Below are 17430 nucleotides of genomic sequence, written 5' to 3' on the forward strand. Positions count from 1 at the left end.
TGGCCGAAGACCCATTTTTGCTACACTCGTCTCTGGCTCGTACTATGCGTTAAGAGACTTCCTTTACAGACGAACCATAGAGCCGAAAGCTCCAGAGGTACGGAAGACAAAAGAGACGAAAACCCCGACTATGCAGGAAGAGAAAAAGCCCTGGTAATTACTTACTTTTTGGGTAATGTCCTGAACAGGAAATCCCAGAAAGGAGAAGAAACACCAAATGCGTTTTCAGGATCCTTGTAGTGATGAATTCCGTGATGCACCCAAAGAACTTTCAAGAAATTCTTAGGTGGTTGATACGCATGGATCGCGTAATGAATAGACGTATACAACAAATAGCCTACGAAAAAACCAGGAATAAATCCATACACATAGGTGCCCAGCATTAAACGGAATACGCCGAAGAAGAAGCCAATCAATAAGATCATTGGCAGTGGAGGCATAGAAATCCTGTCTTTATCTTTTGGGAACTCGTGGTGTGCTCCATGAACAAGCCTTGCAAACTTTTCTCTGCCTGGCGTAGTAGGACTGATATGGAATAAGAATCGATGCATGACATACTCCACGAGTGTGAAGGAAACCAGACCGATCAAGAATAACCACACAATGTTACTTGAATTGGTATATCCTGCATGCAAGCCATAATAGATAATGGCAGCTGGCAAGACCGTAAATATGACGATTGTGATGGAAATATGAGTTCTGGTCAATATTTCCAAAACAGGATTTTGGAATAACTTTTTGCTTCCCGTGTTAGAAGGTTTTGCTTTAGGTTCCATACTTAAGTTCGAATGAAAAGCGGTTCTAAGCTAGTTTAACCGCGAAATTAAATACTACTAACGGATACTTGAGTTCTTAATTGAGTTTTTTCGTAAAGAGTTTCATAGAGTGGAAGAATTTTATCCACTTCGAAATCTTTAGCACGAGCAAGTGCTCCTTCCTTGAACTTCTGTAAGTTTCTATCGTCCAGGATATGGATGGCATTTTTGGCCATGTCCTCGGTATCACCGATTTCACTCACAAAGCCAGATTGTCCATTGATGTTCAGTTCGGGTAATCCTCCCGCATTCGACGAGATGATCGGCACTTCACATGACATGGCTTCCAATGCAGCCAAACCAAAACTTTCTTTCTCTGAAGGCATAATGAAGAGATCACTTACAGAAAGCACTTCTTCTACAGCTTCCAGTTTCCCTAAAAATCGGATGTCTTCACAATGACCAAGCTCTCTGCAGAGCTCCTCCATACTAGAACGTTCAGGCCCATCACCAACCAACAAAAGCTTGGCCGGCACTACACTTCTGACTTTTCCAAAAACTGCAATCACATCCTCTACTCGCTTTACTTTACGAAAATTCGAGGTATGCACCAGCAATTTTTCACCATTGGGGCAAATGGCTGTTTTGAAATGATCTTTTTTCTGCTTCTTGAAACGACTCAAGTCAATAAAATTAGGGATGACCTGAATATCATTCGTTACTTCAAAATGTTCGTAGGTATCTTTTTTTAAGTCCTCGGACACTGCCGTAACGGCATCTGAAGCGTTGATCGAAAAAGTAACAACCGGCTCGTAAGTCTTGTCCTTGCCTACGAGCGTAATGTCAGTCCCGTGCAAGGTCGTGATCACCGGAATCTCTATCCCTTTTGTTTTCAGGATCTGCTTAGCCATGAATGCAGCAGAAGCATGTGGAATGGCATAATGTACATGAAGTACATCCAGTTTTTCATACTGAACTACTTCTACCATTTTGCTGGCCAATGCTAGTTCATAAGGTGCATACTCAAACAGGGGATAATTTTTCGTTGAAACCTCGTGGTAAAACAAGTTCTCATTGAAAAAATCCAGGCGTGTAGGCTGTGAATAAGTAATGAAATGCACCTGATGACCCTCTTTGGCCAAGGACTTTCCAAGCTCAGTAGCAACGACACCACTTCCACCGTAGGTTGGATAACAAACTATGCCGATTTTCATAATCGTAATTCTTAAACGCCTTGTCCAAAAAAAATGTTCGCGGAATTTTAATTATTCTTCAACAAGCGATCGATACACGACATCCTGAATACGATTGCGAATGTCTCTGGTGATCAATCGGCGGTTTTCTGCTTCGGGATAAATTCTGTTGGAAACGAAGGTAAATACCAGATCATTGGCAGGATCAGCCCAAACCATTGTCCCCGTAAACCCTGTGTGGCCAAAGCTTGCTTCACTTACTTGTGCCGATACATTGCCTACAGATTCTGAAAGCTTATCCCAACCAAGCGCTCTTCTGTTCCCTTTGAAGTACCGTTGATTGAAGCGATTGATCGTAGCGGGTTGCAAATATTGGCGACCACCATAATAGCCGTCATTGAGCACCATGTGCATCAGGATCGCTAACTCTTTCGATGAAGAAAACAAACCGGCATGTCCGGCCACTCCTCCGCTGATTGCCGCATTCCGATCGTGTACGGTACCCCAGACGAGTTCATCCCGATAATATTTATCAAATTCGGTTGGTGCGATCTCAAAAATCTCAAAGCCCTTCTCCAGCGGGTTGAAAACTGTGTAATGGAGTCCCATCGGATAATAGAAGTTTTCAAATAAGTACCGCTCCATCGACATTCGGGTCACAGATTCTACTACCTGTTGCAAAATCATGAAGCCAAGATCGCTGTATCGGTACTCTCCTTTTTTGTCTAGTAAAGGTGATTGAATCAGCCAGCTTCGAATCGAGTCCATCATGACCGGATGGATAGGATAACCGTAAGAACGGCGATCATCCTCTTCATCCTGTGCGGTATAATAACTAAATGGCTCCAAAAAGTCTCCCTTCAAGGTCCGCTTCCACATTGGCTCATAAGATCGTAAACCACTCTGATGCGACAACAATTGTTTCAAGGTGATATGTCCTTTGTTGGAATTCACATATTGCGGCAGGTAAACGCCGATCGAATCATCGAGGTTGATCATTGCTTTCTCTTCCAGACTCATGACGCACAATAGTGTTCCCAGGACCTTAGTTACCGACGCCACGTCGTAAATGATGTTCTTATGTACGGCAATCAAACTATCATAAGTCAAATAGCCGAAAGACTTGTCATAAACGATAGAACCTCCTTTGAGTACGGTGACCTGACAACCTGGTGCCGCATGCTCAATGATCATTTCTTGTGCCAGCTGTTGAATAAGTGCCAATGAATCCGAAGACATCCCTTCCCATTCAGGAGCAGCAAATCTTAATTTTCCGAATGAAGGAATGATCTGAGATGGCAAATGCGCGAAAGGCGTAGCCACGCCTGAATTCCTTCCGAGCACACCAATTGCCCCAAATAACATCTGGGGAATCAATTCGTCATACAATGGCAAGCTTTCTTCGAAGTAGAGAAACTCATCTGCGTCAACGAATGTGGGAGTTTTTGAGGAAACCAAAGCAATGATCTTGTGGTCTTCCTGATATTGCTCAATGAACGGCATAAACGCTTCTGCGCTCGTCCTTGCATCCACAATAATGGTTTGCCCATACTTTGGAGGTTGACTAATGATATCTCTTACCTCGAAATATTTGGTCAACTCAGATGTTAATGGTCCGTGTGGGTTGTTGGTCAACAAAGCAATTTCCCGGGTCTGTATCGGAAGTACACTTTTTTCTGCCGAAAGATGTACTACTGCATTCTGGTAAATGGCCGTGATCAGCTTGGTAGGAATTATAACATGATCAGGACGCTCACGACTAGCGATCAACGTCGAAAGCGCCATTGGATTTTTCTGAACCTTACGCAATGATTTAGCAAGCCTGGGAAGCTCCTCTGGTTTGATGAGAGCAATGCCATCCTGTTCCAGGATCAGTCGAAGTTGTTTCTTCCCTACTTTCTCCAGGGTTTGCAATCTGTCTTCACTCAGGAAAAAGGAGCTATCAATCCTTATCAATTTTCGGAGCACATCCACCTGTGGGTCTGTGAATTTTGTCAGGTCCGGCAAAAGCACATAATCGGCTCCTGCCCTGGACAAAAGCTGAATGTACTTTTCGAGGTATTGCCTTAATATTTGATGGTCCGTAATGGTGGCCAGCGTTGCTAGGCCCGGCAAATTATAAGTCGGCAGGTCTAATTGATCGCCCAACCTGATCGCCACAATGAAATCTTTCTGGTTCACATCCTTCAACTGATTGAGTCCATTGCTGTTCAATACAATACCTTTGTATTCAGAAGGGATTCGTCTGACCAAAGAAGTATCGCTCGTCGCATCCAGCCAAATTCTGCTGGAAGCATCGCTGAGGTATGAAGTCGGGTTGCCCGCCAGGAAAATATCCTCGAGTTTTGCACCGTTTGCCGACGCAAATAGGAATACCGAAATACAAAAGAAGAGGAATTTTGGAAAGCTCATAGGTACGCGCCACTGCGCGATCTGTTTTCTATCTCTTACTGGTTGAGTAACGACTGCATTTTGAAAAAACACAAATCTCTGTGCCGAAATATCATTAAATTCGACATAACACGAAAACTTTGCGCCTAAAAAACAGTAAAAATAGAAGTAAGCAACAACAATTCATGCCATGAGACTGCCTTCACTCATCAGACTTCCAAGAAATAAGCAATTTCACATCGAGCCCAGACATTACGATCCGATCAAGGAAGAATTGGAGGAAAGGACCTCCCGGATCCGGAATGAATTGAGAAGTGGCTCGGATGATTACCGTCCCGGAAACATCTCATTTTCCAAAAGATCGGCACCTATGCCGAGTACCAATGTCCTTCAACTAGCTATTGCTGCAATCTTGTCACTGCTAGTTGTTGGATGGCTTTACTGGGGCAATGATGTTGCTTATATATTCGTCATAGGTATCCCCATCTATTTCTTTTTTCGCTTTAGGAAGTTTAAGCGCCGCTGATCTGAATGGAGGACATAGTCAGATTACTACCAGAAAGTATTGCTAATCAAATTGCCGCTGGAGAAGTTGTTCAGCGCCCCGCCTCTGTTGTCAAAGAATTATTAGAAAATAGTATTGATGCCGAGGCAACTGAGATTTCCCTGATTTTAAGAGAATCGGGCAAGTCATTGATCCGGGTATTGGACAATGGAGTTGGCATGAGTACTTCCGATGCACGCATGAGTTTTGAACGACATGCTACATCGAAGATCCGGCGATCAGAAGATTTGTTTTCTATTCGTACCATGGGTTTTCGCGGTGAAGCATTGGCTTCCATTGCTGCGGTGGCACAAGTCGAGTTGAAGACACGTAAGCGCGGAGCTGAATTAGGTACTGAAATCGTTATCCATGGCTCAGAAATCAAGAAGAATGAGCCGGTTTTTACCAATGAGGGGACTTCTCTCTGTGTGAAAAATCTATTTTATAATGTTCCGGCGCGGAGGAATTTTCTCAAGTCCAATCCCGTAGAACTTCGCCATATCCTAGACGAATTCAATCGGGTGGCACTGGCCAATCCTGGTATCAGCTTCAACATGTACCATAATGACAAAGAGGTGCATCAGCTGGAACCTGGGAAATTAAGTAAGCGCATTGTGCAATTATTTGGCAAGAATTATCAGAATCAATTGATCCCTTGTCAGGAGGATACGTCTGACCTACAGATTCGAGGTTATGTAGGCAAACCGGAATTTGCTAAGAAAACACGAGGTGATCAGTTCTTTTTCGTGAATCATCGTTTCATCAAGAATAATTACCTGAATCACGCAGTTAATACTGCATTCGAAAGTTTGTTGCCGGAAGGATTTCATCCTTTTTATGTCCTGTTTCTGGAAATGGACACGGCCAATGTCGATATCAATGTACATCCGACTAAAACGGAGGTAAAGTTTCAGGATGACCGCTTGTTGTATGGGATCATTCAATCGGCAGTAAGACAAGCACTCTCTCAGTTTAATGTAGCTCCGAGTCTGGATTTCAGTGCAGATGTTAATTTTAATTATGCCACTACTAATCTGGATCGGTCAGCAACACAAATAACCCCTAAGGACCGGGATTACAGCAATTTTAAATCGATCGATACCGGAGCCAGCAACAAAAGCATTGAAAACTGGCAAGACTTGTATCAGGTCGCCAAACAGGAAGACCTGGCTGTGCTGAGAAAAGCAGAACAGGAATGGCCTCAAGCCGAGATCGTTACCCTGAAAAGTGATCTGAGTACAGGTCGACTCGAACTGGAATCGAGTGAGAAATGGAACCAATCCTTACAGCTACATGGTCAGTACCTCATCCGGCAAGTAAAGTCGGGCATGGTCATCATTGATCAATGTGCAGCTCATGAACGGATTCTTTACGAAAAATATTTATCGGAGCTGAAAGGAAACAAAGGCGCATCTCAATCGTGTTTATTCCCACAGCAAGTTGATTTAAGTCCCTCTGATTTTGCTTTGATCAAAGAATTATCGGAAGAAATCAGGGCTTTAGGGTTTGATATTGATGAATTCGGGCAAAGTAGTCTGGTCATCAATGGAGTCCCGGCTGATCTGTCGGGGCAAAATGAAAAGGAAGTATTGGAAGGATTGTTAGAACAGTTCAAGCAGAACAAAGAAGAATTGCAGCTCGAGCATCATGAGAACCTGGCAAGATCTCTTGCTGTGCGAACTTCTATGCGGAAAGGAAAAATCCTGAACCAAAAGGAGACCGATGAGCTGATCGACCGACTTTTCGCGTGCGAACAGCCCAACTATACACCTAATGGAAATTCAATTTTCGTAGTTTTGGGATTGGACAGGATCTCAAGCTTTTTTAAGGAATAGCGCATGTTTAGAATCACACCGATGGTCAAGAATTTGTTGATCATCAATATAGGAATAGCATTACTCCAAAGCATTACAGGAATATCTCTTGATCATTTCTTTGCTTTAAGGGTAGTATTTTCGGATTATTTCCAGCCTTATCAGATTTTTACTTACATGTGGTTGCATGGTGGGTTTCGGCACATCTTCGGCAACATGCTAATTCTGTTTTTTGCTGGTCCGATGCTGGAAAATGTCTGGGGTTCAAAGCGTTTTCTGATTTTCTATTTGGCTTGCGGTATCGGTGGGGGTGTCCTTTTTGGAACGGCAGACTTTATTGAAAAAGGTCAAATTGTAGATCAACGAGATGAATTTTATGCAGATCCAAATCCTGAGAAATTCAGAATTTTTGTACTTGATTATGCCAATGCGGCTAACCAGCAGTTGGATCGGTTTTCAGATGATTACTTTGAAAACCCCGATGATCAGTCACTACAAAATCAAGCGAGAATCTTTGTAGATCAAGTATCATCAGCTTACATCAATGTACCTATGGTCGGTGCTTCAGGCGCTATTTATGGTATATTAATGGCCTTACTGCTACTATTCCCCAATTCTCTGGTTTACATTTATTTCCTATTTCCGATAAAAGTAAAGTATGTCGTTTCGGCATTGATCATATATGAGGTTTGGGCCGAACTCAACCGGGTTCCCGGAGATAATATTGCGCACCTTGCTCACTTAGGTGGTGCAGCGATCGCATACATTTTGATAAGATACTGGAGCTCCCAGAGTAATCGATTTTATTAACCCATGACAAATAGCATTCTCGACGATTTTAAAAACGCCTGGAACAAGCCAAATAACTCTCCGGCCCAGCTGATCATAATCAATGTCATTGTCTACTTGTTTCTGGCAATTTTATTGGTCTTTTCCCGGTTGGGTGGAGCACAGGGCTTTTTTGAGGTAGTATATAATCAGTTCTCTATTCCGCCGATTCTGACTGACTTCCTGATGCGTCCGTGGACGCTCTTCACCTACGGGTTCGCACATAGTCTTGGAGGAATTTTCCACATCCTGTTCAATATGCTGATTTTTTACTGGTTTTCAAGATTGATCCTCGAATATCTGGGCAATCAAAAAGTGATCAGTATCTACGTAATGGGTGTACTTGCAGGAGGATTGGCTTATCTCTTCGTGTATAATGTGATTCCTTTCTATGTTGAATCTGCTCCCAGCGTAAAAGGCATGGTAGGTGCATCTGCAGCCGTTTATGCGGTTACTGTGGCTGCTGCCACTCTGTCGCCGAACTACACTTTTTACTTGTTGTTTCTAGGTCCTGTCAAAATCAAATACATCGCAGCAGTAACCATTTTCCTTTCCTTCCTTGGATCGGTTGGTACGAATGCTGGCGGAAATATTGCTCACCTCGGAGGTGCTTTTATTGGCTATTTGTATGTGAAGCAATTGCAAAATGGCAATGATATTGGTGGATGGGTGATCCGATTCACGGACTTTATTCAGAGTTTCTTCAAGAAACCTTCCAACATCAAAGTGACGCACCGTAGCGAAAAAGCGAAAACAGTCAAAAGCCGTCCGGTCAGAAAATCTGCTGCTAAAAGTTCAGGAGAAGCCAGTCAAGAGCAAATAGATGCGATTCTGGACAAGATCTCACAATCTGGTTACGAGAGTCTTTCGAAGGAAGAAAAGCAGCAATTGTTTAATGCGAGTAAGAAGTAGTTTCCTCGACGTTCTCTCCGAGTAACACTGAGGGGCATGAGATTTCGACAGGCTCAATCTGACATGAACATCAAGGTGACCTCAAATTTTTCAGGAAGCTTTTGATTTATTGGCTAGCTGGCCGCAAGCGGCATCAATGTCTTTCCCCCGGCTTCTTCGGACATTCACAATCAATCCTTTGTTTCTCAGAAAGTCTGCAAACTGATCAATCTTATCTCCTTTGGCGTTCAGGAAGTCTGCTTCCGAAATCGGATTGTATTCAATGATGTTGATCTTAGATGGAATTTGCTTTGCAAACTGCCATAGTTCCCGGGCATCACTGATTTCATCATTGAAATTATTGAATACGATGTACTCAAACGTGATCTTATTTCCAGTGGTACGATAGAAAGTCAACAAGGCATCTTTTAGCGCTTCCAGTGTATTGGACTCATTGATCGGCATGATCTGATTGCGCTTATGATCATTGGCTGCATGTAGCGACAAAGCCAGATTAAACTTCACCTGATCTTGCGCCAATTTGGTAATCATCTTGGCAATACCTGCTGTTGAAACAGTGATCCGCTTCGGAGACATGTTGAGTCCATCCTCCGCTGTAATTCGATCAATACCCTGAAGCATATTCTTATAGTTCAACAGAGGCTCGCCCATTCCCATGAACACGATGTTGGAAAGCGGCTGATCATAATTGGTTTTGGCTTGCTGATCAATCGCCACCACCTGATCATAAATCTCTCCAGGATCAAGGTTTCTCTTCCGGTCCATGTACCCGGTTGCGCAAAACTTACAGGAAAGTGAGCAACCCACCTGTGAAGATACGCAAGCCGTCATCCGATCATCTGCTGGTATTAAGACTCCCTCAATCAACTCTTCATCGTGCAATTTGAAGGCAGACTTGATCGTACCATCTGAGGACAATTGAGAATTGGCAACTTCCAATCCATTGATCACAAAGTCTTCTTTCAGTTTTTCTCGGAAACCCTTCGACAGGTTAGACATATCATCAAAAGAATGGGCAGATTTCACCCACAGCCATTCCCAGATCTGTTTGGCTCTAAAAGCTTTTTCTCCAACTGACAAAACATATTCCGTAATGGAGGGTAACGAAAGCAGACGTATGTCCTTACTCATAGGTGCAAAGTTAGTAGTAAAGTACCGCTGAAAAGATCTTAACCTTTGTAATCCACGGCATTAGTTAACTTTAGCCGCATTCATGAAGTTCATCAGCCAAATCATCAATCGCTTCAATGACCTCATTGGCCAGACCATTTCCTGGATGGCTCTGATACTGGTCTTACTAATTGTCGTCGATGTTTTTTTAAGGTATGTATTCCAGTTTTCCAGCCCTGCGGTCTTTGAATTGGAATGGCATCTTTTTGCCGCGCTGTTCTTGCTCGGTGCCGGATGGACTTTTAAAAACGATCAGCATGTTCGTGTCGATCTGTTTTATCAAAAATTTTCAGAGAAGGGAAAAGCTGTGGTTAACCTGCTTGGAACACTTATTCTGCTATTACCTTTTTGTGTTGTCGGTTTCATTGAAAGCCTTGAATTCGCTCTCAATTCGCTGAACATTGGCGAAACGAGTCCCGACCCCGGAGGCCTTCCTGCCCGATATATCATTAAAAGCTGCATTCCAATCAGTTTTCTATTACTTGGCTTGCAAGGCATCTCCACCTTACTCACCTCCACCCTGACCCTAACCCAGAAGTAATGCTAGAGTACCTTCCTATACTACTGTTTGCGGTCATTTTTCTGTCGATGTTATTCGGTTATCCGGTGGCTTTCACTTTAGGTGGCATTTCTATTTTGGCCGGACTTTGGATCTTTGACATTCAGTTTTTCTATCTGCTAGCGCTCCGAGTTTACGGTATCATGAACAATTTCGTATTGTTGGCGGTCCCGCTATTCGTATTTATGGGCATGATGCTGGAGAAATCCGGACTTGCCGAACGGCTGCTGGAAACCATGAGTTTGATATTCGGTCGCTTCAGAGGCGGTCTGGCTATAGCTGTCATTCTGGTGGGAGGTTTGTTAGCTGCCTCCACAGGAATTGTTGGAGCAACCGTAGTAACCATGGGATTGATCAGCCTGCCCACGATGCTAAAAAAAGGCTATGGAAAAGGCATTGCAACGGGAGTCATTGCTTCCTCTGGAACCTTAGGCCAAATCATTCCTCCTTCGGTGGTATTGGTCCTCTTAGGTAGCGTATTGAATGTCTCGGTTGGAGACCTCTTTCTTGCAGCAGTCATACCAGGCGTTTCTCTTGTTTTCATATACATCTTCTATGTGTTGGTCTACGCCAAAGTAAGACCGCAGGAAGTCCCCATCGTGCCTGCCGAAGAATTGGCTGCTTTTAGAAAACAAGGCCTCAACTTCGAAATGGTAAAGACATTTTTGTTTCCGTTTCTTCTGGTCCTGGCCGTGCTGGGTTCCATTTTCGCGGGCATCGCCTCTCCAACGGAAGCAGCGGGCGTAGGAGCTTTTGGAGCCATCATTCTCACACTGATCAACAAGAAACTCAATATTAAAATCCTAAAAGAGGTAAGCCAGGAAACGACCAAAATCACCTCAATGGTGTTCATGATCCTGGTTGGAGCGACAGCTTTCTCTTTGGTCTTCCGTGGATTGGAAGGAGACCGCTATTTTCTTTCCATCATCGAGAGCTCCAACTTTTCATCCTCGCAGTTCCTATTAGTGGTCATGTTGCTGGTCTTCGTCGCTGGATTTTTCATTGACTTTATCGAAATCATCTTCATTATCGTGCCTATTGTAGCTCCGGTTTTCGTTGCTTTAGGTGTAGATCTGGTTTGGATCGGTATCTTATTAGCCATTAATCTTCAAACGTCATTCCTTACCCCACCTTTTGGATTCGCTTTATTCTACCTAAAAGGGTTAGCACCACCAGAAGTCAAAACCACGGACATCTATAAAGGCATCATCCCTTTTGTGATTATCCAACTTATTTTCCTTTTCATACTGATCCAATTCCCCCAGGTGACTGCTATTTTCTGACCTTGATTCCCGGTCAAAAAAATATATTGGGCTCCAACATATAACTAGCTCCGATACAAACATTACTACCTAACTTGAGAGAGGTCGTTAGTCAATATTGTAGGCACTAAGGCCAATTCACCTAATCAATGACCATGAAGCATCTTAAACTATTGATCCTGCTGGTAATGATTTGTCATCTGTCCATTGCTCAAGAAGTACAGGGAGAAATCGAACAGCTGCGAAACCAGGTTGCCAATCTACGACACAGTTTTGACATTGTCCGAAAACAACTAGACGATGTACTTTGGTACGATAAGGTTGGAGATGTAGCATATATCGATAAAGTATACCTAACTGGGCCTCCCAAAGCAGATCGTGTTGAAAAGAATAAAACGAGGCAAGGCTATGGGAATCCATTTCGTTTCCAGTCCTATGTTTTTATACCAAAAGGAATAGATCCGTCAAAAAAGTACCCACTATTGGTACTCCCTCACGGAGGTGTTCATAGCAACTTCAACACGTACTACACACACATCATCCGTGAATTGATGGCGCAACAATACATTGTCGTGGCTGCAGAATACCGTGGTAGCACCGGCTATGGTCGCGGGTTCTATCAGTCCATTGATTATGGTGGACTAGAAGTCGAGGATGTCTATGCTTCAAGGAATTATATGGTCGAAAACTATGACATTGTAGATGAAAGTAGGATCGGCATCTTCGGATGGAGCCATGGTGGTCTTATCACACTGATGAACATCTTCGATCATCCGAAAGACTATAAAGTGGCTTATGCTGGTGTTCCAGTTAGTGATTTGATTGCGAGGATGGGTTATAAGACGCAAGGCTACCGCGATTTGTATTCTGTGGATTATCACATCGGAAAGTCCGCTTATGCAGATGTGGAAGAATACAAAAAACGCTCACCAGCATGGCAAGCACACAAATTAGAAACACCACTCCTTATTCATACCAATACAAATGATGCGGACGTAAATGTGTTGGAAGTCGAACATTTGATCAAGTCACTAAAAGCAGAAGGCAAAAAATTCGAGTATGAAATCTATCAAGATATTCCCGGAGGTCATTCCTTCGATCGAATTGACTCCAAAAAAGCCCAGGAAGTCCGTTTGAAGATCTACAAATTCCTCGGAGGCTACCTTAACCCACCTAAAAAATTTAACTCTGTTAAAGATCTGCGGAAAGCCGCTTATCGCTTTTGAATAAAGTAACCTGACAAATACCGAGAGAAAAGAAGTCATTTAGGCAAATTGACAGAAAATGTCAATAGTTTTATTGTCATGTTTGGCGAGAAGATAAAGGCGTATCGAGAGCAACAAGGACTAAAACTCAAAGAGCTTGCTGCCAAAACCCTTATAGACCAAACCCTACTAAGCCGTTTTGAGAAAGGTTCCCGATTACCTACAGATCAGCAACTCACCGCGCTGGCCAGCGGGCTCAACACAGATCCACAAGAATTACGTGTACACTGGTTGGCGGAGAAAATTGTGAAAGTTGTTCAATATGAACCCATCGCTATCGAAGCGATGATGGTAGCCGAAGAAAGAGTTGAATATTTGTCGAGCAAAGCCGTTTTGGAATTTCCCAAAATTTCACCTCGTATTCAAAGCAAATTGATTCAAATTGATGAGTTAAAAGCAAAGTGGCAAAGCAAGCATCCACTGGGACCTTCTCATTTGAAACGCCTTCGTGAATACTTCGATATTCAATACACTTTTGAAAGCAATCGAATCGAAGGAAATACCCTTTCACTCAGAGAGACAGACTTAATCATCAATAAAGGATTGACGATCGGTGACAAATCCATGCAGGAACATCTGGAGGCCGTAAATCATGCAGAAGCCATCGATTATGTAGCGGATTTGGTGCTGGCTAAACTTAATTTGAATAAAAGGAATATCCTTGATATCCATCGGCTGATCCTAAAAGGAATTGATACTGAGAATGCTGGGGTTTACCGAAAGGTACCCGTTCGAATATCCGGAAGTACCAATGAATTGCCGCAGCCACACCGACTGGAACCCATGATGCTTGACTATTTCCAATTCTATCAATTCCATCGTAAAAGGCTACACCCTGTGATCATGGCAGCGGAGATGCACGAGCGCCTGGTAAGCATTCATCCATTTATTGATGGAAATGGAAGAACTGCCAGGTTGGTGATGAACTTAATCCTTATGCGGCATGGTTATACCAGAGCTAATATTAAGGGTTCAACAGAAAGCAGGGCCAGGTATTACGAAGCATTAGATGCCGTGCAAAGCGACGCCAACCATGAATATTTATATGAACTGGTAGTCGATGAATGCATTGAATCACTTCGAGAGCACCTTGAATTGACATAAAGAAATAAAAGATAATATTTCAATAAGATGAAAGAACTAACTGTTAAAGAACTGAAACAATTGATCGACGATGGGGCAGATTTCCAATTGGTCGATGTGCGAGAGCCCAATGAATTTGAGTTCGCGAATATCAATGGGGAATTGATCCCTATGGGTTCTGTTCCTGAAAATGTCGACAAGTTCTCAAAAGACAAACAAGTGATTGTGCAATGCCGAAGTGGTAAGCGAAGTGCGGACGTGATCCGATTCCTGGAGCAGAATCATGGATATGACAACCTGTACAATCTGGTAGGTGGTATCCTCGCATGGTCAGATGAGATTGATTCGACGGTGCCGAAGTATTGAGAATGTAAGAACAAAAAATTATAAAAGAGATACCGGTATTCTTTAGCCTTTTTTAAAATTAAGACTAAAGAAACCGGTATGACGTACTCCTTCTTATAAATCTCCCAACAAAGTCTCCACTGCTTTTTGTAATTGTGGATCCTCTTTTTTGGCTTTATATGCTGGTGGGTTTTCTAATTCAATGTGTGGTACGGCAGGGCCATGCTCCATGTTTTCCCCGGTTGCTTTCACATACCAGGCACGGAAAGGCATTCTTACAAATGAGCCATCAATCAATCCCATTCCCCCAGTAGAAATCACTGCACCGAAAGTCGCTTTTCCTACTAATTTTCCAATACCCAAGTGCTTGTATGCATGGGAGAAAATCTCCGCATTAGAATAGCTACTCTCGTTGCACAAAGCCACGGAAGGCTTAGTCCAGCTTGCTAAGGGTAATCTTTCAGAGAAAGGATAGGTCTCTGCAAAATTCTTATTTTCCGCTTGCAGGTCTTTAGCAGCTCCCCTTGGAACCGTATACGCATGTTGCTCCACATTGAGAACCGCCATTAAGTAGTCGGTGGTCCAGCCTCCACCATTGTAACGTACATCGATCACAATGCCTTCTTTGCCCTGACCTGCAGCTGTTAGCTCACGCTCAAAACGCTCAAAACTGGTCCAATTCATGCCTCGAATATGCAAATAGCCCAGTCGGCCATTAGAATATTGATCAGTCAGTCTTCTTCTTTCCTCTACCCAATCATCATACAATTCGGAATTCAAAGAACGGACTGGCCAAATGACTACATCTTCCACCTTCTTGTTTCGATCAACCTCAAGCAGTACCGGATTGTCTGAAGACGCTTTCAACAATTCATAAACATTGGTACTTGCTGTAACAGGTTCCTGATTGATGGTCTGGATCACATCACCAACATTGAGTTTACTCTCCTCTTTATCGGCTGGGCTTCCTGACAATACACGGGTTACTTCAAATCCTTTTTTGACGTTCTTTCCCTCGATCCCGAGCTGTCCGGTTCTTTCACGTTGCGTTTCCTTCAACTCATTGTTACTTCTGAGGCCCATATGACTGGAATTGAGCTGGCCTAACAAGTTGTTGTAGAAATATCCGAAATCTTCAGTAGTGCTGGCTTTCAAAGCCACAGGTTTATATTTCTTTTTCAAGGCTTCCCAATCCTGTCCATGGAAATTAGGATCATAAAAACCTGCATTTAAACCTCTCCAGGCCTCTTCGAAAATTTGTTCCCGCTCCGCAACGTGATCAATTGATATCTTACTAGAAACCGTCAAGTTGCTCGCCTTATCGTCCTTGGTTTTCATAGTAACTACCTTGCCTCCGGTGGTCAGAAACAGCACTGATTCTTGCTTCTCGTCTAATCGTATTCTCCGTGGAGATTTTCCTCCTCCGTAGACTTCCTTCTTTTTCGTACCATCCCACTTGATCTTATACAGATTCCGCTCTACCGAAGCATTGGTACGGCCACTCCCATTGAGTGAATAGTAAATCCAGTTGCCAGACTTATCAAAGACCATATCACCTTCATTGCCGGAATAAGCCGTGACTTGCTCCAATCTTTGATAAATCTTTGGATCGATCTCGATGACTACTTCAGATTCTTCATCCTTCTTTTTGTCATCCGACCCTTCTTTCTCTTCACGTTTCCAGTTTTCACGCGCCTTCTCCCAGTCCGACTTTTTCAACCAGGCAAACCAAACGTCCTGGTCACCATTGTTACGAGAAGAAATGAAGCCCAATTTCGAGCCATCAGGACTCCAGACAGGATTCCCGTCACCTTTAGGGTGCATGCTCACATTGATCGGCTCTTCTGAATCGTCAGCTTTGTGAATGTAGATCTCCTGATTGAAGTACAGGTCTGACAAACCATAGGCAAGCCACTTGCTATCGGGTGACCATGCGACACCATTTGGTGTGGCCCAGCCTTCTACTAACGTTTTCTTATTGGATAGCTTTCCTTCTTCAGAAATATCAGCCACGATCAGTTTGCCTCGACCTTGTCTGTAAGCAAGCTTTGATTTATCGGGTGACAATATTGGAGCAAATTCTTCTTCAGAAGTTTTGTCTATTTGTTTTACAGTTCTCCTAAACGTTTTGAAAAGGTCTTTTTCCTCTTCATCCGAAGACTCAGCCATGAACAAATCGTACTGTCCATTGCGATCTGAAGTGAAAATAAGCTTTTCATCATTTAGCCATTTCACAGACCGATCATTTGCAGGATTATTCGTGATTCGGACGCTGCGGCTATCTTCCTTATCGTTTCTTGTTAAAAAGATTTCACCTCGATGTACATAAGCCATGTATTTGCCATTTGGGGAAATCGCAAACTCAGATACACGATTGGAGATGGTTTTATCAGAAACCTGATCATATCTGGCATCAGATGCTACCTGAATGGAAATGCTTTGGGTTTGTCCTGAACTCAGATCATATGCAGCTACTTGATCCATGGCTTGATAAATCACCTTCTGAGCTGTGGTGCTCAAGCTGATTGAATTGATACCATTATCAGATAATTGTGTTAGCTGACTGATTTCACCTGATAGGTTGGCACGGTGTACATTATAGCGTCCTGATCGAGCAGAAAGGAACAACAATTCATTGTCATTCAGCCATAATGGGCTGAAGTCATTCCCATCGAAAGTCGTCAGTTGCTGATAAGAATCTGCATTTCGGTCCCAAACCCATACATCACGGTTGGCAGGTCCACGGTAGGCTTCCCGGGCAATCCTACAAGTTCCTCTCACAAAAGCGACTTTACTTCCATCGGGAGACACCACCGCATCAAAACCCATGGCATCCATATATCTCGTGGGTGTTCCACCACTTGCCGAAACTTCATAAATTTCCCTGGATCGTTCGACCTGAGCATAAATTCTCCGGGTGCCGAACAAGGCATTGCCATTTTCCTGTATGCTCATCAGGTCGTCATTGCCGCTGTGAAAGGTTAACCGTGTAGGAATACCGCCTCCGGCACTCATCAAGAAAATGTCGTTGTTCCCGAAACGGTCACTCTGGAAATAGATCTGATTCCCATCATTCGACCATCTTGGGTTTCCATCATAGCCTTCATGGATCGTAAGGCGACTGGCCCTACCTCCATTTACGCCTACGGTCCAAAGATCTCCTTGATAGGAAAAAGCAATCAATTGTCCATCGGGGCTGATGGACGGTTGCATGATTAATGGCTGGGCCATTAACTGTCCAGAAAGCACAAACAGGGTCAATAGCCCGATCATCATTTTTACGTTTTTCATTGAATTAATTCGTAATTG

14 protein-coding genes are annotated in these 17430 nt (G+C 43.3%); 9 read left to right on the forward strand and 5 right to left on the reverse strand.

Annotated features, from left to right (window positions below; translation table 11 throughout):
- Positions 1 to 161: 161 nt before the first annotated feature.
- Genes R8G66_28125 through R8G66_28135 form a run of 3 tightly spaced genes read right to left on the reverse strand, consistent with a single transcriptional unit; the run spans position 162 to position 4360 of the window.
- Positions 162 to 776, reverse strand: coding sequence for a sterol desaturase family protein (locus tag R8G66_28125; protein MDW3196273.1), 615 nt, complete (start codon positions 774 to 776; stop codon positions 162 to 164).
- A 47-nt stretch (positions 777 to 823) separates the two neighbouring features.
- On the reverse strand, positions 824 to 1969 hold the full coding sequence (gene bshA / locus R8G66_28130) for an N-acetyl-alpha-D-glucosaminyl L-malate synthase BshA (protein ID MDW3196274.1): 1146 nt from the start codon (positions 1967 to 1969) through the stop codon (positions 824 to 826).
- 51 nt (positions 1970 to 2020) lie between these two features.
- Positions 2021 to 4360: a serine hydrolase gene (locus R8G66_28135; GenBank protein MDW3196275.1), complete on the reverse strand. Its 2340-nt coding sequence runs from the start codon at positions 4358 to 4360 to the stop codon at positions 2021 to 2023.
- A gap of 169 nt (positions 4361 to 4529) precedes the next feature.
- Between R8G66_28135 and R8G66_28140 the strand changes: the two genes are divergently transcribed.
- The 4 genes from R8G66_28140 to R8G66_28155 are packed head-to-tail and all read left to right on the forward strand — an operon-like array spanning position 4530 to position 8437.
- Positions 4530 to 4865 carry a hypothetical protein gene (locus R8G66_28140; protein MDW3196276.1) on the forward strand — a complete coding sequence of 112 codons (336 nt, stop codon included), beginning with the start codon at positions 4530 to 4532 and terminating at the stop codon, positions 4863 to 4865.
- Positions 4866 to 4870: 5 nt separating this feature from the next.
- Entirely contained in the window at positions 4871 to 6718 is a 1848-nt protein-coding gene (gene mutL / locus R8G66_28145) for a DNA mismatch repair endonuclease MutL (GenBank protein ID MDW3196277.1), read from the forward strand.
- 3 nt (positions 6719 to 6721) lie between these two features.
- Complete coding sequence (locus R8G66_28150) at positions 6722 to 7507, forward strand: rhomboid family intramembrane serine protease (GenBank protein MDW3196278.1); 786 nt, start codon at positions 6722 to 6724, stop codon at positions 7505 to 7507.
- A gap of 3 nt (positions 7508 to 7510) precedes the next feature.
- Entirely contained in the window at positions 7511 to 8437 is a 927-nt protein-coding gene (locus tag R8G66_28155; GenBank protein MDW3196279.1) for a rhomboid family intramembrane serine protease, read from the forward strand.
- A 90-nt stretch (positions 8438 to 8527) separates the two neighbouring features.
- Here the strand turns inward: R8G66_28155 and rlmN are convergent, their stop codons facing one another.
- A complete protein-coding gene (gene rlmN / locus R8G66_28160; protein ID MDW3196280.1) occupies positions 8528 to 9568 on the reverse strand; it encodes a 23S rRNA (adenine(2503)-C(2))-methyltransferase RlmN in 1041 nt (346 codons plus the stop codon).
- Between the two features lie 82 nt (positions 9569 to 9650).
- On the opposite strand from rlmN, the gene R8G66_28165 reads away from it, so the two are divergent.
- The 5 genes from R8G66_28165 to R8G66_28185 all read left to right on the forward strand — a co-directional run bounded on the left by R8G66_28165 (position 9651) and on the right by R8G66_28185 (position 14142).
- On the forward strand, positions 9651 to 10148 hold the full coding sequence (locus tag R8G66_28165) for a TRAP transporter small permease subunit (protein MDW3196281.1): 498 nt from the start codon (positions 9651 to 9653) through the stop codon (positions 10146 to 10148).
- The gene (locus tag R8G66_28170; protein MDW3196282.1) at positions 10148 to 11449 is read left to right on the forward strand and encodes a TRAP transporter large permease subunit; all 1302 of its coding nucleotides are present in this window, start codon (positions 10148 to 10150) and stop codon (positions 11447 to 11449) included. Before R8G66_28165 ends, R8G66_28170 begins: the two co-directional genes overlap by 1 nt.
- A 134-nt stretch (positions 11450 to 11583) precedes the next feature.
- Positions 11584 to 12654, forward strand: coding sequence for a prolyl oligopeptidase family serine peptidase (locus R8G66_28175; protein MDW3196283.1), 1071 nt, complete (start codon positions 11584 to 11586; stop codon positions 12652 to 12654).
- Positions 12655 to 12732: 78 nt separating this feature from the next.
- Positions 12733 to 13797: a Fic family protein gene (locus R8G66_28180; protein ID MDW3196284.1), complete on the forward strand. Its 1065-nt coding sequence runs from the start codon at positions 12733 to 12735 to the stop codon at positions 13795 to 13797.
- A 27-nt stretch (positions 13798 to 13824) separates the two neighbouring features.
- Positions 13825 to 14142, forward strand: coding sequence for a rhodanese-like domain-containing protein (locus tag R8G66_28185; protein ID MDW3196285.1), 318 nt, complete (start codon positions 13825 to 13827; stop codon positions 14140 to 14142).
- A gap of 93 nt (positions 14143 to 14235) precedes the next feature.
- On the opposite strand, the gene R8G66_28190 is transcribed toward R8G66_28185, so the two are convergent.
- Entirely contained in the window at positions 14236 to 17412 is a 3177-nt protein-coding gene (locus tag R8G66_28190) for a S41 family peptidase (protein ID MDW3196286.1), read from the reverse strand.
- Between the last annotated feature and the right edge of the window lie 18 nt (positions 17413 to 17430).

The sequence above is a fragment of the Cytophagales bacterium genome (assembly GCA_033344775.1).
Classification (GTDB): Bacteria; Bacteroidota; Bacteroidia; order Cytophagales; family Cyclobacteriaceae; genus JAWPMT01.

Bases quoted from the DNA above. Each gene is read 5' to 3' on its own strand.
- R8G66_28125 (MDW3196273.1), bottom strand. From the start codon at position 776: ATGGAACCTAAAGCAAAACCTTCTAACACGGGAAGCAAAAAGTTATTC.
- bshA (MDW3196274.1), bottom strand. From the start codon at position 1,969: ATGAAAATCGGCATAGTTTGTTATCCAACCTACGGTGGAAGTGGTGTC.
- R8G66_28135 (MDW3196275.1), bottom strand. From the start codon at position 4,360: ATGAGCTTTCCAAAATTCCTCTTCTTTTGTATTTCGGTATTCCTATTT.
- R8G66_28140 (MDW3196276.1), top strand. From the start codon at position 4,530: ATGAGACTGCCTTCACTCATCAGACTTCCAAGAAATAAGCAATTTCAC.
- mutL (MDW3196277.1), top strand. From the start codon at position 4,871: ATGGAGGACATAGTCAGATTACTACCAGAAAGTATTGCTAATCAAATT.
- R8G66_28150 (MDW3196278.1), top strand. From the start codon at position 6,722: ATGTTTAGAATCACACCGATGGTCAAGAATTTGTTGATCATCAATATA.
- R8G66_28155 (MDW3196279.1), top strand. From the start codon at position 7,511: ATGACAAATAGCATTCTCGACGATTTTAAAAACGCCTGGAACAAGCCA.
- rlmN (MDW3196280.1), bottom strand. From the start codon at position 9,568: ATGAGTAAGGACATACGTCTGCTTTCGTTACCCTCCATTACGGAATAT.
- R8G66_28165 (MDW3196281.1), top strand. From the start codon at position 9,651: ATGAAGTTCATCAGCCAAATCATCAATCGCTTCAATGACCTCATTGGC.
- R8G66_28170 (MDW3196282.1), top strand. From the start codon at position 10,148: ATGCTAGAGTACCTTCCTATACTACTGTTTGCGGTCATTTTTCTGTCG.
- R8G66_28175 (MDW3196283.1), top strand. From the start codon at position 11,584: ATGAAGCATCTTAAACTATTGATCCTGCTGGTAATGATTTGTCATCTG.
- R8G66_28180 (MDW3196284.1), top strand. From the start codon at position 12,733: ATGTTTGGCGAGAAGATAAAGGCGTATCGAGAGCAACAAGGACTAAAA.
- R8G66_28185 (MDW3196285.1), top strand. From the start codon at position 13,825: ATGAAAGAACTAACTGTTAAAGAACTGAAACAATTGATCGACGATGGG.
- R8G66_28190 (MDW3196286.1), bottom strand. From the start codon at position 17,412: ATGAAAAACGTAAAAATGATGATCGGGCTATTGACCCTGTTTGTGCTT.